Raw genomic sequence first — 25,198 nt, forward strand, 5'->3', positions numbered from 1 at the left:
TCGATGAATGGCTCTCATAACTCACGAGGTTTCGACGATGCACGCTCATGATCTGCTGGAACACGTTCGCTCGGTCTTCGTGCGCATGACGCGCTACCCCGATGAGGTCGTCGCCCCCGACGCCGACCTGGAGCAGGATCTCGGCATCGACTCCGTGAAGCGCAGCGAGATCCTCGCGGCGCTGAGCGCGGAGTTCGCCTTGCCGGGCGCGCTCAAGGCGGCGCCCGACGAGCTCCGCACGGTGGCGCGCGTCGCCGACCTGCTCGCGCGCACGCTCGCGGCGCGCGCCGGCGCGGCGCCGCGGAGCAGCGTCGCGGACGGCGGCGGGCCCTCGAACGGCGTCGGGTACGCGAACGGCCACGTGGCGGGCCATGGCGCCGGGGACGCGAGCGGCCACCCGGCGGGATACGGCGTCACGCGCCCCGACGCGCGCGCGCCGGCGGCTCCGGCCGCGCGGCGGCCGGGCGCCGTCGCCGGGGCCTCGCTCGCGGGCAAGACGGTCCTCGTGACCGGATCGAGCCGCGGGCTGGGCCGCGTGATCGCGACGCGGCTCGGGCGCGCCGGCGCGCGGGTCGTCGTCAACAGCTTCCACTCGCGGGACGACGGCGAGGCGGTCGCCGACGAGATCCGCGGCGCGGGCGGCGACGCGGTGCACGTCTGGGGCTCGGTCGCCAACGCCGCGCACGTCGACAAGCTCTTCGAGGCCATCGCGCGCGACGTGGGCGAGCTGCACCACTTCGTCAGCAACGCGTCCAACGGCCGCTTCGGCCCCCTCGAGCAGACGACCCAGGAGCACTGGGAGCTCGCGTTCCGCACGAACGTCATCGGCTACCACCAGTGCGCCGTCCGCGCGGCGCGGCTGATGGAGCGGCAGGGCGGCGGGCGGATCGTCGCGCTGTCCTCGAACGGATCGGCGCGGTACCTCGAGCACTTCGGCGCCATGGGCGCCGTGAAGGCCGCGGTGGAGTCGCTCACGCGCGCGCTCGCCGTCGAGCTCGCGCCGCGCAACGTGCAGGTCAACTGCGTCGCTGCCGGCCCGATCTACGGCCACGTGACGAGCAGCTACCCCGACCACGAGCGGATCCTCCCGTACTGGGAGTCGCGCACGCCGGGCGGGCGGCTCTGCACCGAGGAGGACGTCGCGGAGGCCGTCCTGCTCCTCCTGTCCGACGGGGCGCGGAGGATCAACGGCGCGACGCTCACCGTCGACGGAGGCGGCTCGCTGTGCGTCTGAGGGCCCGGGGTACCGGCGCTGGTTCGCGTTCATTCACGGGGAAGGAGGAGTCATGAGTCGTCGTCGTGATCGGCAGTTCCCGGGCCCCGGCCCGCTCGGCAGCCTGCGGTACCTGGCGAGCTTCAGGACCGGCAACATGCGCCATTACGAGGATCTCTTCGCGCGGTACGGCGACGTCGTGCGCCTGCGCGCGCCCGGCGCCGAGGACTTCGTCCTGGCGTTTCACCCGGACGACATCGCGCACGTCCTCCGCGCGAACGTCCGGAATTACCCCAAGGGAAAGCGGTATCACGAGCTCGTCCCGGTGCTGGGGTGGGGCCTCGTGAACAGCGAGGGAGAGCTCTGGCGGCGCCAGCGCCGGCACGTGCAGCCGCAGTTCAATCACGCCAACACCCTCACGTTCGTTCCCATCATCGTCGCCCACATGGAGGCGCTGCTGCGGCGCTGGGACGCCCACGCGGGCGAGTTCGAGCGCGACATCAACGACGACATGATGGACGTCACGTTCGGCATCGCGGGCGAGGCGTTCTTCGGCGCCGCGCTCTCGGCCCACACGGACACCGTCCGCCGCGCGTTCAAGTACGCGCTCTCGATCGCGCTCCGGCGCATGTACTCGCTGGTCAACCCGCCCCTGTCCTGGCCGCTGCCGAGCCACGTCCGCTTCCGCCGCGCCATGGACCGCGTGCACGCCGTGATCGACGACATCATCGACGGCTACCAGCGCGGCGCGGGCGACGCGGACAACGTGCTCGTGCGCCTCATGAGCTCGGTCGATCCCGAGACCGGCGCGCGGATGAGCCGCGAGCAGCTCCGGGACGAGATCAAGACCATCCTGATGGTGGGCCACGAGACCTCGAGCGTCACCGCCACCTGGGCGCTGTACCTCCTCGCGCAGCACCCCGAGGTGTGCGCCCGGCTCACCGACGAGATCGATCGCGTCCTCGGCGGTCGCGCCCCGACGGCGAAGGACTTCGAGTCGATGCCCTACCTCGCCATGGTCTTCAACGAGTGCCTCCGGCTCCTGCCGTCCGTGCCGTTCATCCTCCGCAGCCCCGTGGAGGACGACGTCCTCGGCGGCCACCCCGTCACCGCGGGATCGACGGTCGCCATCGTCCCGTGGGTGACGCACCGGCACCCGGCGTTCTGGCGCGATCCGCTGCGGTTCTTGCCCGAGCGCTTCGCGGACCACCGGCGAGGCGCGGACGACAAGCTCGCCTTCATCCCCTTCGGCGCCGGCCAGCGGATCTGCCTGGGCGAGTTCATGGGGCAGCTCGAGGGCAAGATCATGGTGGCGATGGCGCTGCAGCGCTACCGGCTCCGGCTGGTCCCGGGCTTCGACCCGCGGTGCCGCGGCTTCATCTCGCTGCAGCCGGTGAACGGCATGCGCATGCTCTGCCGGCGGCGAGAGCCGGTGAGGGCGGCGCGCGCGACGCCGGCGGGGCAGGGGAAGGGGCAGCCCGCGGAGGCCGCCCTGCAGCACGGCGGCTGCCCGCACGCCGCCCGGGCTTGACCCGACGCGCGCGCTCTCCGGTCAGCGGGCCCGGAACGCGCGGTAGAGCGCGTCGCGCCACGCCGTCAGGTCGGCGTAGCGCTCGCGCAGCTCGGGATCGGACCAGCACCGACGGCCGGCGGGGCCGAGCTTCAGCTCGGCCGGCGGCTCCACGCCCACGAGCGCCTGGGCCATCGCGATGTCGGCGAACGTGAAGCGGCCGAGGAGCGTCCTCGGCGCGTCCTCGGCCGGCGCCCGCCGCGCGAGCGCCGCGCGGATCTCCTCCAGCGCGGAGACCAGCGTTCGCCGGTGCGCCTCGCCGTCGGTCCTGTGGCCGTCGTACTTGCGGAGCGTGCGGCGTATCCCCAGCGCGCCGAGCCGCGGGGCGAGGGGTCCGAGCCTGCGGCGGATCGGCGGCGGCGTCATCTCGGCGAGCGCCTCGTCGTCGGCCAGCATGCGCGACAGCGTGAGGGCGCGCCCTGCGTCGAGCGCGCGCTCCGAGAGCGCGACGAGCCGCGCGATCTCGGCCTCGTGCTCCGCGGGGAACAGCGCCGGGCCCTCGCCGCGCCCGTCGGCCCAGCGCGCGATGTCCGCCGAGTCGGTGAGCACGCGCCCGTCGTCGGTGGTGAGCACCGGGACGGTGACGCGCCCCCTGAGCCGGCGGAGCTTCAGCCGGAGCGCCGGCTCGCCGATCATCGGCTGGTAGTGCCGGAAGGTGTACGGGACACGCCGGACGTCGAGCGCCCAGCGCGCCTTCTCGGTCCACGGCGAGAACACGAGGCCCAAGAGCTCGGTCATGGTGCCGGCAGCCTATCACGGGCGGCCGCACGCCCCGGGACGACGCTGGGCCACGACGACACGGAGACGCGGCGGGGCCGCGGAGCCCGTGCTGCGCGCGCGGCGGCTCGTCGCCCTGCCAGGGCGGTGCGCGCCTCGCGGCAGCCCTGCGGTCCGCACGGGTGACGGGCGAAATTGGCGATCGCCCTCGTGCTCTGTTAGGGCGTGAGGCCGGATCGATGGAACGAGGCCCTTCCCATCCCGCGCGCCGGCGCGCGCTCCCCGGGCGTCGCGGCGCGGCGCGGGCTCGCCTCGCCGCGGGCGCGCTGATCCTCGGCGCCGCCGCGCCGGCGTCGAGCGCGACGGCGCAGACGCCGGAGGGCCACGCAGCGGCCCTCTCACCCCCGTCGTCCGCGCCCCAGGCCGGGCCGGCGTTGCCCGGCGTCCCGCCGGGGGCCACGTGGGAGCAGACGGTCGCCGCGTACGAGGCGCGCATCGCGGCGCTTGAGCGCCAGATCGCCGTCCTCGAGCGGATCGGCCCGGACGAGGAGCAGCAGGCCAGGCTGCGCCGGATCGAGGCGGATCTCGAGGTGACGGCGTGGGCCTTCGACGAGTTCAAGGCGCGGACGACGGAGCGGTACAGCACCGCGATGACGGTCTCCGGGATCGTGCTCGCGAGCCTGGGCGGGGCCGCCGTGCTCGGTGGAATCTCGGTGATCGTGGCGACCCGCGGCGAGGACGTCCCCGTGCACGGCCGCCGCCCGGGGTACGACGCGGCGGTCGCGACCGCGATCGCGGGGGCCGCCGCGGTCGCCGTGGGCCTGCCGCTCTTCGCGTTCGGCCGCCGGCGGGTGCGGAAGGACGTCGAGATCGGCGCGCCTGCCGCCGGCGCGCGCCTCCTCGTCGGCCCGGGCGCGGCGGCCGCGCCGGCGAGCGCAGGCCCTCTGGGCGTGGGCCTGCGCGTCGTGTTCTGAGCGCCCGCGCTCCGCGTCTCCGGCGGCGCCGCGCGCCCCCGAGCCCGGGGCCGACCGCGCCGGGACCGGTCGAGCGCGGGCCGGGCGCCCCGCGGTCGCCGCCGGCGCGGCGCCGCTCACGCCGCGCAGATCCCGGGGCGGCGCCCGGCCCACGGCGCCGCTTGCTCGAGCTGCCCGGCGAGCCGCAGCAAAGTCGCCTCGTCCGCGTACCGGCCGGCGAACTGCACGCCGACCGGCAGGCCGTCGGCGGTCATGTGGAGCGGCACGGACATGGCCGGGGTCCCGGTCACGTTGAACAGCGGCGTGAACGCCGCGAAGACGAAGCAGCGGTCCAGCCAGGTCTCGACATCCAGGGCCGGATCGTTCGCGTCGAGCGTGCCCGGCGGGATCGGGGGCGTGGCCAGGGTCGGCGTGAGCACGGCGTCGAACCGCGTGAAGAACTGCCCCACCTGCCGCGTGATCAGGTCTCGCGCGACGATCACCTCGTGCAGATCCACGGCGCTCATCCGGCGCCCGGCCTCGGCCATGGCCAGGGTGGCGACCTCCAGCGTGTCGCGGCCCGGCGCGAGCCCGAGCGCCGGGCAGACGCGATCGAGCAGGTGGGCCTGGTACGACAGCAGCATCCTGAAGGCGAAGCGGACCCGCTCCCAGTCGATCTCGAGCCGCGCCGGCGCGACCTCGTGCCCCAGCTCCTCGCACAGCGCCGCGGCCCGGCGCGCCGCCCGCTTGCACTCGTCGTGCACCGGCGCCCCGCTCCAGGCCGCCTCGATGAGCGCGATCCGCAGCCGACCCGGGGGCGTGCGCGCCTCCTTCAGGAACGGCCGCGCCGGCGGCGGCGCGAAGTACGGCGCGCCCGCGTCCGGCCCGGCGATCGCGTCGAGCAGCGCGGCGCTGTCCCGCACCGAGCGGGTGAGCGCGTGGTCGGCGGCCATGCCCAGCAGGACCTCTCCTTCCACCGGCCCGGTCGGGATGCGCCCGCGGGAGGGCTTCAGCCCGAAGAGGCCGCAGCACGACGAGGGGATGCGGATCGACCCGGCGACGTCGTTGCCGTGGGCCATGGGCACCATCCGGGCCGCCACCGCGGCGGCCGCGCCGCCGCTGGAGCCGCCGGGCGTACGATCGGGTCGCCACGGGTTGCGCGTCGGCCCGTGCGCGACCGGCTCGGTGACCACGTTGAGGCCGAGCTCCGGGGTGTTGGTCTTGCCCAGCGCGACGAGCCCCGCGCGCCGGAAGCGCGTCATCAGCTCGTCGTCCGCGGGCGAGACGACGCCCTGGAAGAGGCGAGATCCCATGCCGGTGGGCGTGCCCGCGACCAGGAGGCCCAGATCCTTCACCAGGTACGGCACCCCGGTGAACGGCCCGTCGGGCAGCCCTGCGCGGAGCGACCGCTCGGCGTCGTCGCGCAGCGAGGCGATCACCGCGTTGAGCGCAGGATTGACCTGCTCGATCGCGGCCGAGGCCGTGTCCATCAGCTCGGCGGGGGTGACCTCCCGGCGGCGGACCAGCTCCGCGAGGCCGAGCGCGTCGAACGCGGTGTATTCGGAGATCTTCATGGGCGGTCTCTTACACCGTTTCACCGGACTCCGATCAGGCCTCTCGAGCGCCGCTGCCGCGCTCGCGCCCGCGCAGGTCTGCGCGCGACGGCCGGTCCTGCCGGCCTACAGCGCCATCCCGCGGGATCTCGCGGTGCGGCCGGTGCGCATGCGAACCCATTTTTCGAAGCCCACGACCGCCCAGGTCAGCGCCCCGGCCACCAGGATGAGCAGCCACTCGAGCCAGCCGATCGGCGCGGTGTGGAACAGGCGGTTCATGACCGGCGCATAGGTGAACACGAGCTGGAGGGCGGCCATCCCGAGCAGCCCGAGGACGAGCGGGCGATTGCTGAGGAGGCCGAGGTGGAGCACCGAGCGCGTGAGCGAGCGGCAGTTGAGCAGGTAGAACATCTCGATGCTCACGAACGCGTTGACGGCCACCGTGGTGGACGCGGCGAGGCCGGCGCCTGACCGCCTCATCCAGAAGAACAGGCCGAACGCCGAGAAGAGCATCATCAGCGCCACGAGCCCCATGCGCATGACGAGCGGCTGGTTCAGGATGGGCGCGTCCGGATCGCGCGGCGGGCGCCGCATCGCGTCCTCCTCCATCGGCTCGAACGCCAGCATCATGCCCAGGAGCACCGCCGTGGTCATGTTGATCCACAGGATCTGCGCTGGCAGGATCGGGAGCTGCGTGCCGAGGACGATCGCCATCAGGATCACGAGCCCCTCGCCGAGGTTCGTCGGCAGCGTCCAGGCGATGAATTTGGTCAGGTTGTCGAACACGCCGCGGCCCTCCTCCACCGCGGCCTTGATCGAGGCGAAGTTGTCGTCGGTGAGCACCATGTCGGCGGCCTCCTTGGCCACCTCGGTCCCGGCGAGGCCCATGGCCACCCCGATGTTGGCCTGCCGCAGCGCCGGGGCGTCGTTGACGCCGTCGCCGGTCATCGCCACGATATGCCCGCTGGCCTGGAGCGCCCGCACGAGGCGCAGCTTCTGCTCGGGCGTGACCCGCGCGAACACGGCGACCCGGTTCGCCGCCTCCGCCAGCCGCTCGTCGTCGCAGCCCTCCAGCTCGCGGCCGGTCATGGCGCGGAGCGCGCCATCCCCGTCGACCTCGCCCGTGAGGCCGATCTCCCTCGCGATCGCCGCCGCGGTCAGCGCGTGATCGCCGGTGATCATCTTGACGCTGATCCCCGCGCTCTTGCAGTCCCTCACCGCCGCGATCACCTCCTGCCGCGGCGGATCGATCATGCCCTGGAGCCCGAGGAACGTCATTCCGCCTGCCACGTCGGCGTGATCGAGCTGGCTCGCGTCCGCGGGGAGCGCCTTGCGCGCGAACGCGAGGACGCGCAGCCCCGTGCTCGCCATCTCCTCGGCCGCCAGCACGATCCGCTCGCGCTCGACAGGGCCTGCGGAGCCGTCGGCCCGCAGCGCCTCCGAGCAGCGGGCCAGCGTCCGCTCCACGGAGCCCTTGAGGTAGACCACGCGCGGCGCGCCCGGGCCGGCGTCGTGCATCGTCGCCATGTACTGCCGGTCGGACTCGAACGGGATCGAGTCCAGCCGCGGCGCGGCCTCGACGACCTCGTCCCGCTTCAGCCCGAGCTTGCGCGCCGCGACGAGCAGCGCGCCCTCCGTCGGGTCGCCCTCGACGGCCCAGCGGCCCTCCCGCTCGACGACGAGCGCGTCATTGCAGAGCACGCCGCAACGCAGCGTCTCGTAGAGGGCCTCTCCGGCGTCGTGGGCGCCGATCGCCCGCTCCCCGCGCGAGATCTCGCCCTCGGGCGAGTACCCGCCGCCGCAGACCTCGAAGGGCTCGCCGCCCGCGACGACCCGGCGCACCGTCATCTGGTTCTCCGTCAGCGTCCCGGTCTTGTCGGAGCAGATGACGGTGGTGCTGCCCAGCGTCTCGACGGCGGGGAGCTTGCGGATGATCGCGCGCCTGCGCGCCATGCGCGACACGCCGATGGCCAGGATGATCGTGACCACGGCCGGCAGCCCCTCGGGGATGGCCGCCACGGCCAGCGCCACCGCGGCCATGAACGCCTCTCCCCACGGCTGCCCGCGCACGGACGTCCCGACGCCGACCGTCAGCGTGCCCAGCCCGAGGATGATCACGAGGAGGACGTGGCTGAACCGCGCGATGTTGCGCGCCAGCGGCGTCTTCAGCTCCTCGACCGTGGAGATCAGGGTCGAGATCTTGCCGACCTCGGTGTGGTCCCCGGTGGCGACGACGACGCCCTTGGCTTGCCCGTAGGTCACGAGGCTCGACGCGTAGGCCATGTTCCTGCGGTCCGCGAGCACCACGTCCTCGCCCAGCGCCTCGGCCTGCTTGGGCACCGGCACCGACTCTCCGGTCAGCGCGGACTCATCGATCTGCGGCTCGCGCGCGTGGGCCAGGCGTATATCGGCCGGCACCTTGTCGCCCGACTGCAGGAGGACCACGTCGCCGGGCACGATCCCGGCCGCAGGGATCCGCCTGGCCTCGCCGTTGCGCAGCACGGTCGCCTCGGCGACCAGGGTCCTGGCCAGCGCCTCGATCGCCGACACGGCCTTGCTCTCCTGCACGAAGCCGACGATCGCGTTGACGAGCACGACGCCGAAGATCACGCTGGCGTCCACGCGCTCGCCCAGCGCCAGCGTGACGACGCCGGCGGCGATGAGGATGTAGATCAACGGCTGGTGGAGCTGCAGCAGGAAGCGGAGCAGCGGCCCCTGCTTTCGGCGCGGCGTGAGCGCGTTGGGCCCGTGCTGGTCCAGCCGGCGCCTCGCCTCCGCGCCGTCCAGCCCGTGGGACAGGCTGCTCCCGAGCTCCGCGACGACCTCCTCGACGGGGCGGGCATGCCAGCCCTGGTCGACGCCCGCACGGGCGCGCTCCTGATTCGTGCCGCTCATTGCGACGCGGATCTTAGCCTTTGGCAAGAGGGCGGCCAGGCACCGGACGTGTCCTGATCGAGGAGGCCCGCAGCGACACCGAGCGGGCCCCGGTGGCGATCGATCTCGTCGCCCGCGGCCCCGCTCAGGGCGCGCCGGTCACCGCGCGGGCCGCGGCGTAGGTCAGGGCGGCGAGCAGCGCCGAGGCCGGGATGGTGAAGATCCAGGCCCAGACGATGCGGCCGGCCACGCCCCAGCGAACCGCCGACAGCCGGCCGCCCACGGCGCCGACGCCGACGATCGCGCCGGTGATGGTGTGCGTGGTGCTCACCGGGACCCCCAGCGCGGTCGCGCCGAAGAGCGTGGCCGCGCCCGCGCTCTCCGCGGCGAAGCCGCCCACGGGCTTCAGCTTCGTGATCTTCATCCCCATGGTCTTGACGATCCGCCACCCGCCCGAGAGCGTGCCCAGGCCCATCGCGGCGTGGCAGGCCAGCACGACCCAGAGCATGGGCTGCATCTTCTCGCCGCCCTCCTGGACGCCCGCCGAGACGAGCAGCGCGGTGATGATGCCCATGGTCTTCTGCGCGTCGTTGCCGCCGTGCCCGAGCGAGTAGGCCGCCGCCGAGACGAGCTGCAGCCGCCGGAACCGCACGTCCACGCTCCGGGGCGTCCAGCTCCGCCCGAGCCACCGGATGGCGTGCATCAGCGCGAACCCGATCACGGAGCCCACGAGCGGCGAGACGACGATGAACGCCGCGGTCATCCCGAAGATCTTCGAGTCGAGCACCGAGACGCGGCCGGCGTTGGTCACGGCCGCGCCCGCCAGGCCGCCCATGAGCGCGTGCGAGGACGACGACGGCAGGCCCCACCACCAGGTGAGCAGGTTCCAGATGACCGCGCCGGAGAGGCCGCCGAGGATCACGTTGGGGGTGACGAAGGCCGGCTCGACGCCCTTGGCGATGTTGCGGGCGACCGTCGGCTCGAACAGGGCGAACGCGATGAAGTTGAAGAGCGCGGCCCAGATCACCGCGGTGCGCGGGGAGAGCACCCGCGTGGAGACCACGGTGGCGATGGAGTTGGCGGCGTCGTGGAAGCCGTTGATGAAGTCGAAGATCAGCGCGACCACGATGATGGCGAGGATGTAGGTCGTCATGCGTGCTCGAGCACCACGCCCTCAATGATGTTGGCGACGTCCTCGCACCGATCGCTGGCGTCCTCGAGCTGGTCGTAGATGTCACGCCACTTCAGCACGAGGAGCGGATCGTTGCCCTGCTTGAAGAGCGCCGCCAGCGCCTCGCGGTAGTGCGTGTCGGCGGCGTTCTCATGCTGGTTGATCTCGACGCAGAGCGCGAGCAGCCGGTCGCGGTCCTTCATGTTGCGGAGCAGGCCGGTCGCCGAGCTCATGGCGGTGCACCCGGCCAAGAGCGACTCCGCGAGGAGGCGCGCGCCCGGCATCGCGCTCTCGATCTCGAACAGGACGATACGCTCGCTGGCGGCCTCGATGCAGTCGAGCACGTCGTCGAGCCGGGCGATCAGCGCGTGGATCTCCTCCCGATCGAGGGGGGTGATCCAGGTCTTGTGCAGCGCGGCGAGGCAGCGGTGCGTGATCCGGTCTCCCTCGTGCTCGATCTCCTTGATCTGCCTGGCGATGCCCGGGGCGTCCTGGGGCCGGTCGAGCATGTCCAGGAGGAGTTTGCTCGCGGTGACGCTCTTCTGTGCGTGCTCGGAGAGGGCGTCGAAGAAGAAAGAGTCCTGGGTCAATCCCATGGCGCGGTCGTACCGCGGCGTCGCCGGGTACGTCAACGCGAGCAAACAAACAAAACCTCCTCGTTCATGATCGCAAACATGGGTCACGCGCCCGCCTCTTGCGGGGTCCGCCGCCGGCTTTTACGATCGAGCACGCAGGGAGATGCGTTGATCCTCTCTCGTGCTAATATTTCATCGCGCATGCAGCCGCCCGGCAGACGGGCGGTTCGCCTTCGTCCCCCACGGGACGGAGCGCATCCCTGGAGGACCCGTCGTTCGATCGCGAGAGCACGCCGCTCGCGTCGCGCCCTGAGGAGAGACGGCCCTGGACAACATCATCGAACGCTACGAGTACAAATATCTGATCCCGGATCGGCTCATCCCGGCGATCCGGGCCACGGTGCAGACGACCTCGCGGATCGACAAGTACGCCGGGCCGGACGGGACGTACCGCATCCGGTCGCTCTACTTCGACACGGACCGCTTCGACCTCTACTGGGCCAACGAGCGGGAGCAGGGGGATCGCTTCAAGCTGCGCGCCCGCATGTACCCGGGGAGCACGAAGAGCCCCGTGTTCCTGGAGGTCAAGCGGCGGCGGCTGGACGTCATCATCAAGACGCGCGCCGCCGTGCCGGCGGACCTGTGGCGCGACGTGCTGGCCGGGCGCGAGGCGGCGCTCGCCGCGCTGCCGCCCTCGGCGCGGAAGGCGGCCCTGCGCTTCCTCGCCCCGTATCACCGCCACCACATCCGCCCCGTGGTGCTCGTCGAGTACGTGCGGGAGGCGTACATCAGCGAGCTCGAGTCGTACGCGCGGCTGACGTTCGACACCAAGATCACGGTGCAGAGCCGGGAGACGCTCGATCTGGAGGCGGACCCCCGGAGGTGGCGGCCCATCGACCACACGGTGCAGACGCGGACGGCGGAGCCCATCACCGTGCTCGAGCTCAAGTTCGAGCGTCGGCCGCCGGCCTGGATGGTCGCGATGGTCAAGCGCCTCGAGCTCGTCCGCTACTCGTTCTCCAAGTACTGCTACGGCGTGAACGCGGAGCTGACGCTGCCGGGGGAGCGCTCGCCGCGGATGCTCCGGCGCGGCGGGTGAGCCGCCGATCCGCCGTCTTCGTCATCGGCCGCCGGGCGCCGCCTGGTCCACGGTCAGCGCGGCGGGCGCTCCGCGCGAAAGAGCGCGCGCATCCTGCGCGGTGAAGGGGGCGAGGTGCCCCGGGCGCGTGGATCCCCTCGGGCGGCAGCTCTCGAGCCAAGCGAGCGTCGCCCTCGCGCACGGGGTGCCGGTGCCGAGCACATCCCCGGAGCCCGGCGGGGGTCGCGGACGACGACGCTTCGTGCCCTGGAGGAGGGAATTCGACAGAAAGGCGCTGAGCCGCCAGGACACAAGAGCGCCATTGCCGATTGCAAGCGTTTCCCACGAGGTGGATACCCGCGCCTCACGAGCAAGAGCGCCTCTCAGCCGCTTGAATCGATGTGTCTGGATATTTCTTCAGGCCTCGGTGGGGTACTGACGGGCGCGCTCGGACACCATTCTCGTCCGGCGGTACGAGCAGCGCGCGAGATCGCGGCATGCCTCGCGGCCGCCGCTGGATCGCGGCGGGCGCTGCGCGGCCCTCCCCGCGCTCTCGGCCTCATCACGCCGCCAAGGGCCCACGCCGTTCGGCGCCCAGTGCATTGATGATCCCGAACGCCCGCGCAGCCCCGTCGATGGGACGTTTCACGATGTATGCTTCCTGCACGAAACAGCGCACGTGCCACGGTTGTTCCCGAGAAGGGCGCTCACGACGCAATCAGCAAAAAAGTTGCTGTGGGCTTGACTTCGCCCGGCTTGGATCGATGATTCGCCAGGCTCAGCTGTAACCCAGATGACCGCTGCGACGCTGGCCCTGACACGGCGTGGCTTGGGCAGCCGTGTGGTGCTCCGTGGCACGCGCTCCGACCGCCGAGCCATCGAGTTGCTCCGGGCTTGCTCGAGTCGTGGACCGCGCTCCGTGGTCGGTCTGCGATTAACCGTTCTGGTGCATCATGATGCAGGCTTCTTTGAGTCCTCCGAGACAAGATGAGACGAGCTCCTCGTCCGGCGCCGTCATCGTGGGCGGCGGGATCTCCGGGCTCTCGCTGGCGATCTTGCTCGCCGAGCAAGGAATCGAGGTCCGCGTGCTCGAGAAGCGCCCGGATCCCCGCGTGGCGTACCAGGAGGGGCGCACGATCAATTTCACCCTGTCGGGTCGCGGGCGCCGCGTGCTCGAGCGGCTGGGGCTCGCCGAGCGGGCGCTCGCCGCCGCGGTGCGGATGGAGTCGCGCGTCGTCCACCTCCCGGGCGGCGGGCAGGTCGCGCAGAGCTACGGGGGCGCGTCGCAGCTCCTGTATGCCCTGAAGCGGCGCGATCTCATCGTCGCGCTGCTCGAGCGGGCGCTCGCGAGCCCGGGGGTCCAGGTGGAGTTCAACGTCACGCTGGACGAGCTGAGCCCGGGCGGCGAGCTCCGGTTTCGCCGGCAGAGCGGCGCGAGCGCGCGCCTCTCGCCCGCCTTCATCGTCGGCGCGGACGGCGTCCACTCCTGGGTGCGCGGCGCGCTCGGCGCTCGAGAGGCGGTGTCCGTGGAGCAGCACACGTTCTCCCACGGCTACGCCGAGCTCACGATCAGCCAGGGCGACGGACGTCGACTCGGCATCTCCGCACAGGCGCTGCACGTCTGGCCCGGCCGGAGGTCCGCGCTCGTGGCGATCCCGAACGTCGACGGCTCCTTCTCGTGCTGCTTCATCGTGGAGAGCGGCGTCGGGGTGGACGCGATCGAGGCCGCCTTCCACGCGGACTTCCCGGCCCTCTACCGCGCGAGCAGCAGCCTCCGCGACTCGGCGCGGAGCGCCAGGTACAGCGCGCTCGTGAGGACGCGCGTCTCGACGTGGAACAGCGGCGATCTGCTGGTCCTCGTCGGGGACGCGTGCCACGCGGTCTACCCGTTCTTCGGGCAGGGGATGAACGCGGCGCTCGAGGACGCGCTGGCCCTCTCGACGGCGCTCGGGCGCTACCCCTCCGACCGGCGGCGCGCGTTCGCGGAGTACCACGCCGCGCAGAAGCCCAACGCCGACGCGCTCGACGAGCTCTCGATAGGTCACTTCGACTATCTGAAGGTGCACGCCGCCTCGGCCCGCTTCCACGGGCGGCAGCTCATCAACGCCGCGCTGCTGCGGCTCTTGCCCTCGCTATGGCACCACGAGTATGCGCTCGTGGCGCACAGCGATCTCCCCTACGCCGAGGCGCGGCGGATCATCCAGAGACAGGCAGCGCTCCGCAGCGCCCTCGGCCTCACCGTGGTCGAGCGGATCCTCGCGGGCGCGATCACGGGCATCCGGTGGCTCCGCAGGCCGGTGCCGGCGAAGAGGTCCTCTCATGAATCCTGAGTTGAACCGTGTGAGCGTCATCGCGCGACATGAGCTCCCCGCCATCACGACGGTCGAGGTGGACGGGGCGGTGTTCGATCTCGGCGAGCACCGCGACTTCCGGCGGCACGCCGCGGTGGCCGGCTTCATCCCCGAGCGCGCCCGGCTCGCGGTCGCGTGGACCCGGCTCGACCCCGGCAGGAGCCTCGCGCCGCACGTCCACCCGATCCGCTCCATGATCATCGTCTGCCAGGGCGCGGGGCGCCTGCTCGGAGAGCTCGAGCGCCCGCTCGCGGCGGGCGACATCGTCCTCGTGCCGGCGGGGTGCTCCCACGGGTTCGCCGGCTCGGCGCCGGACGGCATCGTCGCCCTGTCGGTCCAGTTCGAGCAGGCGGGCCTCTACGAGCGCATCGAGGAGCCGATGGTGAGGCCCCCCGCCCCCGCGGACCCGCTCTCGCCGCTGCGCGCCTACAGCCAGCGCCGCCTCGAGGCGCACGTGCGCACGCCGTACTTCCAGCTCCTCCGCGACGGCCTGCTGCGGGACCCGCGGGCACGGGCGATGTTCCTCGATCTCCTGCAGCGGTGGTCGGCGACGTTCCAGCGCTTGATGCTCCTGCGCCAGGCGACCTGCGTCGACCCCTCCTTCGCCGAGGGGTTCTCGCGTCACCTCCAGGAGGAGATCGGCCACGATCGCATGCTGGTGCCGGCGCTCGAGGAGGGGCCGCGCTGCCGCGATCCCATCGTGGAGGCGGCCGGGGAGTGGTTCGTCGCGCAGATGCTCACGCGCGACAACGCGGAGAAGGCGGCGCTCGTCCACCTCGTCCTCGAGGTGAGCGCCCACGCGTTCCACAGCGAGGCCGCGAGGGCGTTCGAGGGCGAGGCCCACCTCGCCCCTTACTTCAGCGTCCACGAGGAGGCGGACGACGCGCACACCCAGATCGGGGAGGACCTCCTCCGGAGCCTCGCGCCCGTGGCGCACGAGCGGCTGCACGCGATCGTGCGCGACGGCTGGGACATGCTCGAGGCGATGCTCGACCGCATGGTCGTCCTCATCCGGCGCGCCGCCGAGGCCTCATGAGGTCACGCCGCGACATCCAGGCGCTCCTGGACGCGCTCCTCAGCGGCCTGGAGCCGCCCCGGCCCGTGGTCGAGCTGGCGCGCCTCCCCCACGTCGCCGGCGTCTACCCGATCCCACCGGCGGCGTCGCGCGTCCTCGCGCTGCCGACGCTCCTCGGCGCCGGCGCGCTGCTGAATTTCTCGACCCCGGCGCCGGACGCGGCGCTCCTCGGGGCCCTCGGCGAGGCCGCCGCCGCCGCCGGCGCCGCGCAGATCCTCGTCCCGCACGTGCGGCGCGGCGAGGACTCGAGGGCCCTCCGCGAGGCCGGGTACGCGCGCGTGCCCGCGGGGCACGAGTGCGTCGTCCGGCTGATGGACGCCGGGGACGTCGACGAGCTCCTGCGGGCGCGCATCGGCGCGCGGCAGCTCCGCGACCTGCGCCGGCGCGAGCGCGCCTGCGAGGCGGAGCTCACCTGGGAGCTCCTGCGCGCGGGCGATCTCCGCGATCGCCGCGCGCACGCCGAGGCGCTCGTCGCCCTGCACGAGGAGCACGCGCGGCGGCACGGCAGCGGGCACAACCCGTACAACCGCGCGTCGCTCGAGCGGCTGCTCGCGTCGGAGCTCGCGCCGCGGATCCGCCTCGTGTTCCGGGCGGAGCGCCGCGGCGGGGAGATCGTCGTTGCGGGGCTCCTGCTCGTGAGCGCGCTGGGCGACGGGATCTACTACCTGACGCAGGCGATCCGGCGCGACCACGAGGCCGCCCGGAAGAACCTGTACGTCTCCACCTTCTACCGCCTCTACCACGAGGCGCGGCGGCTCCGGATGGACTGGGTCCACCTCGGCCGGGGCGGCGTGGACCGGAAGCGGAGGCTCGGCGCGGACCTGTTCCTCCCGCTCGATCACTGGATCTGGAGCGGCGACGAGGCCGCGCGGCGCGAGCTCGCGTCGCTCGGCGGCCCCCCGCCGGTCGACGACGAGCCGTCGCGCCACGCGCGCCCGACGGTCCGATCCGCGCCCATCCCGGGGCCGCTCCGCGAGCGGGGCCGCCCGCGCCTCGACGAGATCGATCTCTCGAGCAACACGAACGCGTGGCTCGGGGGGTGCGCGCGGTACCCGGACGTCGACCAGCCCGAGCTGAAGCGGCGGTACCTCGAGATCACGGCGGAGGTCGACCGCGCCCGGGGCGCCGCGGAGCTCCCGCGGCTCTCGGCGGAGAACGTCCTGTTCACGAGCGGGGGGGTGGACGCGGTCCTGCTGCTCCTCCTCGCCTTCGCCGAGCCGGGCGACGTGGTCTGCACGACGCCGCCCACGTTCGAGGCGTACGCCCACTGGGCGCGGCTGCTCCGGCTCGAGGTCGCCGCCGTCCCGCTGCGCGGGCCCGCGCTGAACGAGCTCGACGTCGCGGCCATGGTGCGGGCCCGACCGAAGCTCGTCTTCCTGTGCGATCCCAACAACCCCGTCGGCTCCCGGCTCTCGCCTGAACAGGTGCTGGAGCTCGCCGCCGCCGCGCCGGGGCTCGTGATCATCGACGAGGCCTACGTCGAGTTCAGCGAGCGGCCGTCCTACCTGGGCGCGCTGGCCGCGCGCCCGAACCTCGTGCTCGTGCGCACGCTCTCGAAGGCGTTCGGGCTCGCGGGGGCGCGGTGCGGCGTCACCCTGGCCGAGCGCTCGATCGTGCGCGCGCTCGAGCGGGTCCAGGTGCCGTTCGGGTTCTCGTCCCCCGCGCAGGCGGCCGTCGCCGCGCGGCTCGCCGACATGGGCCCCGTGGTCGACTCGTGGCGCGCCGTGCGGCGCGAGCGCGAGCGGATGCGCGCCGCGCTCGAGGCGAGCCCGGCGATCGCGCGGGTCTACCCCTCCGAGGCGAACTTCCTCCTCGTCCAGCCGCGCGATCCGGCGCGAATGCGCGCCCTGCTCGCGCGGGAGGACCTCCGCGTCGCCGAGGCGGGCCACGTGGTTCCGGGCGCTCTCCGGATCTCGGTCGCGCGGCCCGAGGCGAACCAGCGCTTCCTTGATCTGCTCTCCGATCCAGCGATGATCCGCGCACAGGAGCTCTAGATGGACACGATCTCTCCAAAGGACTGGACGGCGCTCTGCGGCCTGATGAACGGGTGGGTGCAGAGCACGGCGCTCGGCGCCGCCTGCGAGCTCGGGCTCTTCGACTTCCTCTCTCGCCGCCCGGGGGCGACGGTCGAGGACGTCGCGGCCGGGCTCGATATCTCGCGCCACGGCGCGCGTGTCCTCCTGCTCGCCTGCAGCGCGACCGGCACCGTCCAGCGGGACGGGGGCGGCGCTTACACGAACACCGCGCTCGCCGAGTCGTACCTGCGCAGCGACGCGCCGCTCTCGATGGCGTCGTTCGTCGCCTTCAACCAGAAGGTCCAGCAGGTCGGCTGCCAGCGGCTCGCCGAGTCGCTCCGCCAGGGTCGCAACGCCGGGCTCGACGCGTTCCCCGGCCCCGGCGACACGCTCTACCAGCGGCTCGCGGCGGACCCCGCGTCGGAGCGGCTGTTCCAGACCGCGATGGCGGCGTACACCCGCCTCGCGCCGGGGATGATCGAGGCCGAGGAGCTCTCCGCGGCGCGCGTGCTGGTCGACGTCGGCGGAGGCGACGGCACGAACGCGATGCGCCTCTGCCGGCGCTTCCCGGAGCTCTCGGTCACGCTCGTCGACCTCCCGTCGGTCTGCGCGATCGCGCGCAAGCGGGTGGAGGAGGCCGGCTTCGAGCGCCGGATCCGCTGCGTCGAGACCGACATGTTCCGCGATCCATGGCCGGAGGGGGATGCCGTCCTCCTGTCGCACGTGGTCGAGATCTTCGCGGAGGAGCGGGTCCGGTTCCTCTACGCGAAGGCGTGCGAGCGGCTGCCGCCCGGGGGCCGCCTCTTCGCGTGGACGCTCACCTGCGCGGACGACGAGTCGGGCGGGCTGCAGGCGGCGAAGTCCTCGATCTACTTCGTCGCGGTCGCCTCGGGGCACGGGATGGCCTACCCGGCGTCCCAGCACGAGCGATGGCTGAAGGGCGCGGGCTTCGGGGAGCTGCGCCGGCACGACGCGCGCCACCTCGACCACACGCTGCTCGTGGCGACGAAGCCTGGCCCATGACGGACGAGCGGCCCGCCACGGCCTCGCGCGGGTGGCGGCGCTACCTCGCGCCGTACCGCGGCCTCTCCTTTCGCGTCTGGCTGCTCGCGGCGGTCGTCCTCGTCAACCGGGCGGGGACCATGGTCGTGCCGTTCCTCGTCCTGTACCTCACGGAGCAGCGGGGCTACAGCCCGGCCGAAGCCGGCCAGGTGCTGGCTGTCTACGGCGTCGGCGCGATCCCCGGCAACCTCCTCGGCGGCGCCGTGCTCCGCCGCTTCAGCGCGGTCCGGGTGCAGGTCGCGTCGCTGGCCGCGAGCGCCCTGCTCCTCGGCCTGCTCGTGTCCGTCTCGAGCACGCCCGCGCTCCTCGCGGTGCTCGGGCTGCTCAGCTTCGCGACGGAGGTCTTCCGTCCGGCGAACGCGGCCGCGCTCGCCGCCTGGACCGAGCCCGCGATGCGGCGCCGCGCCTTCGCCCTGAACCGCACCGCCGTGAACCTCGGGATGTCGATCGGCCCCGCGCTCGGCGGGGCGCTGGCGGGCGTGGATTTCCGGCTCCTCTTCCTCATCGACGGCGTCACGTGCCTCCTCGCGGCCGGGCTCCTGGCCGCGCTCGCGGGGCGCGACCCGGTCGCGGCGGCGCCGCCCGGGGGCGCGACCGTCCGCGCGGCGCCCTGGCACCGGCACGCGCGGTTCACCGCGTTCCTGCTCGTCTCCTCGGTCGTGATGATGATCTTCTTCCAGGTCAACGCCGCGTACCTGCTGTTCCTGAAGGGCGGCCTCGGCCTCGACACGCGGAGCGTCGGGCTGCTCCTCTCGCTGAACGCGCTCGTGTGCGTCGTGGCCGAGATGTGGGTGGTGCACGCGACGGAGCGGTTCGACGCGCGCCGCGTGCTCGCGGCGGGCGCGCTCCTCGTCTCGCTCGGCTTCGGCCTCTCGCCGTGGTCCGACGGGCTCTGGAGCGCCGCCGCCCTCGTGCTCGTCTGGACGCTCGGGGAGATGCTCGTGCTGCCGACGGGGGCGGCCGCGGCGACGGCCTTCGCGCCCGCCGACGATCCCGGCCGTTACATGGGGGCGTACTTCGCCGCCAGCTCGGCGGCGTTCATCCTGGCGCCGCTCGCGGGCACGTCCCTGTACGAGCGGGCGCCGGCGCTCCCGTTTCACGTCGCCCTCGCGCTCGGCCCTGCCCTCGCGGCCGGCTTTCTCGCCTTCGGTCCGCCCAAGGACCGGCCTGTCCCGGAGTGACGATCCATGCACATTCTCCTGATCGGTGGCCCTCGCCCCATGCACCCTGCGGTCCTCCGGCGCGCCCGCGTCACGCACGTGGTCCGGCGCTCCAGGGCGGCCGCGCCCGACCTCGCCGCGGCGCACGCGCGCGTGCTCGTCGTGAAGGACGACGAGCGCGACGAGGCGATCGCCGGCTGCGCTGCGGCGATCGACGCCGTCGACCGGCTCGATCGCGTCGTCTGCCTCCACGACGAGGAGCAGCTCACCGCCGCGCACGTGGCGCGCGCGCTCGGGCGACCCTTCCTTCACGCGCCGGAGATCGTCGCGCGCGCGCGCGACAAGCGGCGCATGCGCGACCACCTCCAGGCGGTCGGGTTCGAGAGGGTGGACTCGGAGCTGGTCGAGGGCCTCGATCGGCTCCTCGCGTTCGCGGCCCGCGTCGGCTTCCCGCTCATCATCAAGCCGATCGATGGCCAGGGGAGCCTCTCCATCCACAAGGCGCGGGAGGAGCGCGATCTGCGCCGGATCCACGCGGAGCTCGTCGCGCGCCCGGGCGCGCCGCGGTACGTCGTCGAGCGCTTCCTCGAGGGCGAGGAGTACAGCGTCGAGGCGCTCTCCGAGGGGGGGGTTCACCGCGTGCTGGCCGTCACCGGCAAGCTCTGGCACGACGACGAGAGCTTCGTCGAGACGGGGTATGTCGTGCCCGCGGCCATCTCCCCGCAGCGCGACGCGGAGATCCGCGCCTATGTCCGGGCGGCGCTCACGGCGCTCGGGATCCAGGACGGCCCGACGCACACGGAGCTCAAGTACACGGCGGAAGGCCCTCGGCTCATCGAGACGCACACCCGGGTCGGGGGCGACTCGATCGCCGAGCTCGTGCGCCTGGCGACGGACGTCGACTACATCGGGCTGGTCGTGCGGCAGGCGCTGGGCGAGTCGGTCCTCGCCGAGGTCGCTGAGGAGCCGGGGTTCCCGAGGGCGGCGGCGGTGCGCTTCTCGCTGCCCCCGGGCGAAGGGCGCGTCGAGCGCGTCGAGGGGGTCGAGGAGGCGCGCCGCATGCCCGGGGTGGCGTATGTCGAGGTGTTCGTCGCGCCCGGGGCCTGGGTCGACCCGCGTCCTTCGTACCCGAACCGGCGTGTGATGGCGGGCGCGGTCGGCGCCGATCGCGAGGAAGCGCTCCTCCGGGCAGAGCGCGCCCGCGACGCGGTGCGGCTCGTCCTGAGCCCCGTAGAGCCGCCGGACGGCGCGCGCGGAGCCTAGTACGTCGTCCCCCCGGGTTCATCCCGGGTTCGGGGACACCCTATCTGCCACTGGCCGTTACAACGGACCTCCGGGGCGCGGCCGCGAGGCGCCGATCTCTCGGGGCCGCTCCTCCGGTTATGCCTGACATGCGTGGAGTTCACTGGTAGAGTCGCTCGCATCCTTTGGGCTCATCCTGCGCCCCGCTTCCAGGAGATCTTCAGCATGTCCTTCTCGATTCGTCCCTTCTCCTTGCTTGCTGTGCTTGCGCTCGCGGCCGTGGCCGCGTGCGGCGATGACCCCGGCTCCGAGGGCGACGCCTCCTCCGGCAGCGGCGGCGGAGGGGCCGCGGATCCCGGGACCACCACGTCAGGCGGCGGCGCGACCACCGGCGCGACGGGCGGCGGCGCGGCCACCAGCGCGACCACCGGCGCGACGGGCGGCGGCGCGGCCACCAGCGCGACCACCGGCGCGACGGGCGGCGGCGCGACCACCAGCGCGACCGGCGGCGGTGCTGGCGGCGCTACGAGCAGCACGACCACCAGCGGCGCGGGGCCGGCGACCGGCAGCGGCGGCGGCACGGCCTCCGGCGGGTGCGCTGCGGCGAGCATCTTCTGCTCCGACTTCGAGGTGGACTCGCTGCCATCCGAGCTCCAGTTCTTCCCCGAGTACCTGCGCGACAGGATTGGCAACTTCGTCACGCTGGACAGCACCGGCCACAGCGGGACGCGCTCGATCAAGGTCTCGGGCACGGATTTCAGCCAGATGCTCGCCGTCCCCGTGCCGAGCGAGTTCTGGGGCAGGGTCTACTTCAAGAGCGACACCGACATCCAGTCCGGCCACAACACCTATGTCGCCGCGGTGAGCGGCACCGGCGACCCCAACGACGGCGAGCACGTGCGCATCGGCGAGCATCAGTGTCAGCTTGAGCTGAACCGCAGGAGCGACGACGCCGAGAAGCTCTCGAACGGCGGAACGTACGAGTGCAGCGGCGGCGTGAAGCTCGTCGCGAACACCTGGTATTGCCTCGAGTTCTACTACAACGGCCCCGGCAGGGAGGTGCGCGTGTTCGTGGACGACACCGAGGTGGACGCGCTGCACGTCACGGACTGGGGCCCGTACGATTACAAGTTCTTCAAGTTCGGGTTCGAGAAGTACCACGGCGGCGCCAAGACGATGTGGTACGACGATCTCGCGCTCGGGACCGAGCGCATCGGCTGCGGTCCGTGAGGATCGCGCCACGCGACGTCCGCGAGGACGTGGAGCGCGCGCCGAGCCCGCCCGCCTGATCGCCCGGGACCGGGCACCGCTGGAGAGATCACCGCCGCATTACCGCCAGCAGCCGCTCAATCGGCTCGGGCTGTAATGCGGCGCTCGACGCGCTGCGGGCGAGCCTTGCCGCCTCGATTCGCCCTGCCATCGAGCGTTCCGCGGAGAGCGCCTTCGTGGTAGTCTCGTGCGCATGTTGACTCGCCTCGCGAGGACAGGTTGGCTTGGCTGTGCGCTGCTGGTCTCGGTCGCGTGTGATCCGGGCCGCGGTGATGGGTCGTCTGCGAACGGCACGGGGCCGAACGAGGCCACGTCCGGGCCGGGGGGCGGGGGCGGTGTGCCCGGGTCAGGCGGCGCCGGTGGCGTCGGCGGCGGCGGTGCGCCGCCGGACGGCACGGGGGAGTGCGCGGAGTTCGTGATGCCCACCGACGTGGACTGCAAGAATCCGGATGACGGCGCGCTGCCGGCCAATCTGCGCTGCACCGGGCTTTACGGGGATTTCGACAAGCGCGAGCTCGCGTGCGGCGTCCTCGAATACAAGCCTGCGATCGAGCTCTGGAGTGACGCCGCCGCGAAGCGACGCTTCGTGTCGATCCCGAAGGGCCAGAAGGTGGACGCGAGCGATCCGGACTCGTTCATGTACCCGGAGGGGACGCAGTTCTGGAAGGAGTTCCGCGTGCAGGGCGCGGACGGCGCGATGCGCCTCGCGGAGACGCGCCTGCTGCGCAAGACGGCGGACGGGTGGCTTTACACGAGCTACGTGTGGTCCGAGGACGAGCGCGAGGCCATCCAGATGGTGAACGCCAAGGGCGTGCCCGATCTCTACGGAACCGGGCACACGGTGCCGACGCGCGATCAGTGCAAGGAGTGCCACTCGGGGCGCACCGATTTCATCCTCGGCTGGGATGCGTTGATGCTCGGTCCGGGCGCCGAGGGGCTCACGCGCGAATCGCTGGCGGAGCTCGGGCTGATCGAGGGCGGGAGCGATCTCGCCCTCTCGATCCCGGGCAACGAGGTGGAGCGCCAGGCGCTCGGGTACCTGCACGCGAACTGCGGCGTGAGCTGCCACAACGAGGCCGTGGACGCGCCGGCCCGGGACACGGGGCTTTACTTGCGGCTGGAGAAGGACGACCTCGCCAGCGTGCTGACGACGGACGCCGTCCGGACCGGCGTCAACAAGCGCCCTGACGACAACGCGAAGTTCGAGGGGCTCGAGATCACCGATCCCGCGCACTGGTACGCCATCCGCCCCGGCGATCCGGCGCGCAGCCTGCTCGTCGCCCGCCAGGAGATGCGCGGCTTCGAGGGGCAGATGCCGCGCATCGGGACCAACAAGGTCGACCCGACGGGCGTGCAGGTGGTCACTCGCTGGATCCAGGAGATGACGCAAGAGGCTGGATACCCCCCCGCCGACCCTTGAGCAGCGGTCACCCGCTTTGGATATGGGCCCATTTCGACGTTTTCGGTGCTCGGCGTACTGGAATACGCCTGCGCGCCGAAAACGCCGATCTGGGCCCGTCTCCTGTGCGGGTGACCGCCGCTCGGTGGCGCTGGGGTACTGGAGGAGTTTGCTGGTAGGGGGGAGGGGGAGGGGAACCGCGAGGGGCGCAGGGCGCCCCCGCGGGGGCTGTCACGGTGCGGCGCCGTGGCGCTGGCCGCTCGGCGCGCGGCCAGCGCCAGGCGCACGCGCGCTCACTGCCCGGGGACGAGCTTCGCCAGCGTGTTGCGGTTGATCACGAAGTACTGCTCGCCGGCGTTGTCCTCGACGATCGCGGTGAGCTGCTTGAAGGCCGGCTGGCCGTTCGGGCGCGTGAACGCCGGGGTGTTCGGCGAGTTCGGATCACGGCTCTTGAGGATGACCGTGATGGGCGACGTCTGCTCCCCGCACTGCATGAGCGCGCCCATGCGCGCCCCGGTGTAGTCGCCGAACATGTACACGCCCCGGAGCTGAGGCAGCGCGGTGCCCCGGTACACGAAGCCGCTGATGACCGACACGTAATCGCTGAAATCCCCGGTGGCGCTCCGCCGCCGGTCGATGTCGACGATCGGCGGGACGTGCGTCGCGCCCTCGCGCAGGGTGCGCCCGTTGCAGGTGTTCGCGTGGATGCCCTCGAACGCCGCCCAGCCGAAGTTCAGGCCCTTCGCGCCGGCCGGCGCGAAGTCGACCTCTTCATAACCGTCCTGGCCGACGTCGCCGATGAAGAGGTCGCCCGTCAACCGGTCGAAGCTGAAGGTGTACGGGTTGCGCATGCCATAATGCCACGTCCGGGCGGCGTCACCGTCGAAGGGATTGCCGGCCGCGGCGTGCGGCGCGGGAGCGTTCGGATCCAGGCGCAGGATCTTGCCGAACGGGGAGCTCGGATCCTGCGGTGTTCCAGGCTTGTTGTCGTTGCAGGTCCCGCCCCCGTCTCCGGTGCCCACGTAGAGCATGCCGTCGGGCCCGAACACGACGTGGCCGCCGTTGTGATTCAGGGCGGACGTGTCGAGCTGCAGTATCGTCTTCGTGGGCGTCGGGTTGGCCACGTAGGGATCGCTCGAGCGCTGGTACTCGAGCACCGTGTCGCGGTTCATGTTCGCGCCCGTGGTCGGCGTCAGCATGATGTAGAACTTCCCGGTCTCGGCGTAGTCGGGCGGGAACGCCATGCTGATGAGGCCGCGCTCGTCGTCGAACGCACCCGAGAGGAGCTGGATCTGGCTGCTCACGTCGAGGAAGCTCTCCGGGCGCAGCTTGCCCTCGGAGAACACGCGGATGATCCCGCCCTGCTGGACGAGGTACCAGTCGCTCGAGCCCTTCGGCTGCGCGGCATAAACCAGCTTGTCCAGGCCGTCGACGACGTTCTCCAGCGCCAGCTTGCCGACGTCGGGGGCGACGCTCGCGTCGCACGGCGGCGGATCGCCGTTGCCGCCGGTCCCGCTGCCGCCCGCGCCCGCGCCGGTCCCGGCCGGCTGCGTCGTGCCGCCGCCGGCGCCGCCGACGCCGGTGGTGGCGCCAGGGCCGGTGGTCGTGGTGGTGCCGCCGCCGACGCCGGTTGCGCCAGGACCGGTGGTGGCGCCGGGGCCGGTCGTCCCCTGCGCACCGGTGCTGCCGCTCCCCGTGGTCGACGTGGCATCGCCGCTGCTGCCCTCGCCGCCGTCACCGCTACATGCGCCGACGCCGAGCGCGAGGGCCATCCAGAAAGCAAAGGTGGAACGTTGTTTGATCATGGGGCGCACTTTACCCGATCATCGTCGCAACGCACCTAGGATCGACTGCCCAGTGGACGGAAGTTGCGCACAGTGTCCAGGATGAGTGGGTGATGATCGGGCCCTCCGGAACATCT

The 25,198-nt window shown here is 72.5% G+C and carries 19 protein-coding genes; 12 read left to right on the plus strand and 7 right to left on the minus strand.

Annotated elements, in window-relative coordinates; all coding sequences use genetic code 11:
- Positions 1 to 37 precede the first annotated feature (37 nt).
- Both WMF31_RS14050 and WMF31_RS14055 read left to right on the plus strand, forming a co-directional pair.
- Positions 38 to 1,234, plus strand: coding sequence for an SDR family oxidoreductase (locus WMF31_RS14050; protein ID WP_436602425.1), 1,197 nt, complete (start codon positions 38 to 40; stop codon positions 1,232 to 1,234).
- 52 nt (positions 1,235 to 1,286) lie between these two features.
- The gene (locus tag WMF31_RS14055; protein WP_436602426.1) at positions 1,287 to 2,744 is read left to right on the plus strand and encodes a cytochrome P450; all 1,458 of its coding nucleotides are present in this window, start codon (positions 1,287 to 1,289) and stop codon (positions 2,742 to 2,744) included.
- A 21-nt stretch (positions 2,745 to 2,765) separates the two neighbouring features.
- Here the strand turns inward: WMF31_RS14055 and WMF31_RS14060 are convergent, their stop codons facing one another.
- On the minus strand, positions 2,766 to 3,521 hold the full coding sequence (locus WMF31_RS14060; protein WP_436602427.1) for a glutathione S-transferase: 756 nt from the start codon (positions 3,519 to 3,521) through the stop codon (positions 2,766 to 2,768).
- Between the two features lie 218 nt (positions 3,522 to 3,739).
- Between WMF31_RS14060 and WMF31_RS14065 the strand changes: the two genes are divergently transcribed.
- A complete protein-coding gene (locus WMF31_RS14065) occupies positions 3,740 to 4,474 on the plus strand; it encodes a hypothetical protein (protein WP_436602428.1) in 735 nt (244 codons plus the stop codon).
- A 116-nt stretch (positions 4,475 to 4,590) separates the two neighbouring features.
- Here WMF31_RS14065 and WMF31_RS14070 read toward each other — a convergent pair whose 3' ends face one another.
- From WMF31_RS14070 to WMF31_RS14085, 4 genes are all read right to left on the minus strand, one after another.
- On the minus strand, positions 4,591 to 6,027 hold the full coding sequence (locus tag WMF31_RS14070; RefSeq protein WP_436602429.1) for an amidase: 1,437 nt from the start codon (positions 6,025 to 6,027) through the stop codon (positions 4,591 to 4,593).
- Between the two features lie 105 nt (positions 6,028 to 6,132).
- The gene (locus WMF31_RS14075) at positions 6,133 to 8,901 is read right to left on the minus strand and encodes a cation-transporting P-type ATPase (RefSeq protein WP_436602430.1); all 2,769 of its coding nucleotides are present in this window, start codon (positions 8,899 to 8,901) and stop codon (positions 6,133 to 6,135) included.
- A 124-nt stretch (positions 8,902 to 9,025) separates the two neighbouring features.
- Entirely contained in the window at positions 9,026 to 10,033 is a 1,008-nt protein-coding gene (locus WMF31_RS14080) for an anion permease (protein ID WP_436602431.1), read from the minus strand.
- Complete coding sequence (locus WMF31_RS14085) at positions 10,030 to 10,692, minus strand: DUF47 domain-containing protein (RefSeq protein WP_436602432.1); 663 nt, start codon at positions 10,690 to 10,692, stop codon at positions 10,030 to 10,032. Before WMF31_RS14085 ends, WMF31_RS14080 begins: the two co-directional genes overlap by 4 nt.
- Before the next feature lie 271 nt (positions 10,693 to 10,963).
- Between WMF31_RS14085 and WMF31_RS14090 the strand changes: the two genes are divergently transcribed.
- The 7 genes from WMF31_RS14090 (at position 10,964) to WMF31_RS14120 (ending at position 20,630) form a co-directional block, all read left to right on the plus strand.
- Positions 10,964 to 11,725, plus strand: a complete 762-nt coding sequence (locus WMF31_RS14090; protein ID WP_436606559.1) for a polyphosphate polymerase domain-containing protein — start codon at positions 10,964 to 10,966, stop codon at positions 11,723 to 11,725.
- A gap of 947 nt (positions 11,726 to 12,672) precedes the next feature.
- Positions 12,673 to 14,034 carry an FAD-dependent oxidoreductase gene (locus tag WMF31_RS14095; protein ID WP_436602433.1) on the plus strand — a complete coding sequence of 454 codons (1,362 nt, stop codon included), beginning with the start codon at positions 12,673 to 12,675 and terminating at the stop codon, positions 14,032 to 14,034.
- Complete coding sequence (locus tag WMF31_RS14100; RefSeq protein ID WP_436602434.1) at positions 14,024 to 15,091, plus strand: cupin domain-containing protein; 1,068 nt, start codon at positions 14,024 to 14,026, stop codon at positions 15,089 to 15,091. Before WMF31_RS14095 ends, WMF31_RS14100 begins: the two co-directional genes overlap by 11 nt.
- A complete protein-coding gene (locus tag WMF31_RS14105; protein WP_436602435.1) occupies positions 15,088 to 17,124 on the plus strand; it encodes an aminotransferase class I/II-fold pyridoxal phosphate-dependent enzyme in 2,037 nt (678 codons plus the stop codon). Before WMF31_RS14100 ends, WMF31_RS14105 begins: the two co-directional genes overlap by 4 nt.
- The gene (locus WMF31_RS14110) at positions 17,125 to 18,168 is read left to right on the plus strand and encodes a methyltransferase (RefSeq protein ID WP_436602436.1); all 1,044 of its coding nucleotides are present in this window, start codon (positions 17,125 to 17,127) and stop codon (positions 18,166 to 18,168) included.
- Entirely contained in the window at positions 18,165 to 19,388 is a 1,224-nt protein-coding gene (locus WMF31_RS14115; protein WP_436602437.1) for an MFS transporter, read from the plus strand. The genes WMF31_RS14110 and WMF31_RS14115 overlap by 4 nt, the downstream gene beginning before the upstream one ends.
- A gap of 39 nt (positions 19,389 to 19,427) precedes the next feature.
- Complete coding sequence (locus tag WMF31_RS14120; protein WP_436602438.1) at positions 19,428 to 20,630, plus strand: ATP-grasp domain-containing protein; 1,203 nt, start codon at positions 19,428 to 19,430, stop codon at positions 20,628 to 20,630.
- Between the two features lie 170 nt (positions 20,631 to 20,800).
- On the opposite strand, the gene WMF31_RS14125 is transcribed toward WMF31_RS14120, so the two are convergent.
- A complete protein-coding gene (locus WMF31_RS14125; protein WP_436602439.1) occupies positions 20,801 to 21,220 on the minus strand; it encodes a hypothetical protein in 420 nt (139 codons plus the stop codon).
- 19 nt (positions 21,221 to 21,239) lie between these two features.
- On the opposite strand from WMF31_RS14125, the gene WMF31_RS14130 reads away from it, so the two are divergent.
- Positions 21,240 to 21,839, plus strand: a complete 600-nt coding sequence (locus WMF31_RS14130) for a hypothetical protein (protein WP_436602440.1) — start codon at positions 21,240 to 21,242, stop codon at positions 21,837 to 21,839.
- A 232-nt stretch (positions 21,840 to 22,071) separates the two neighbouring features.
- Positions 22,072 to 23,298: a hypothetical protein gene (locus WMF31_RS14135; protein WP_436602441.1), complete on the plus strand. Its 1,227-nt coding sequence runs from the start codon at positions 22,072 to 22,074 to the stop codon at positions 23,296 to 23,298.
- Positions 23,299 to 23,570: 272 nt separating this feature from the next.
- Here the strand turns inward: WMF31_RS14135 and WMF31_RS14140 are convergent, their stop codons facing one another.
- A complete protein-coding gene (locus WMF31_RS14140; protein WP_436602442.1) occupies positions 23,571 to 25,082 on the minus strand; it encodes a PQQ-dependent sugar dehydrogenase in 1,512 nt (503 codons plus the stop codon).
- Positions 25,083 to 25,198 lie beyond the last annotated feature (116 nt).

This window comes from Sorangium sp. So ce1036, from assembly GCF_051369805.1.
Lineage (GTDB): Bacteria > Myxococcota_A > Polyangia > Polyangiales > Polyangiaceae > Sorangium > Sorangium cellulosum_F.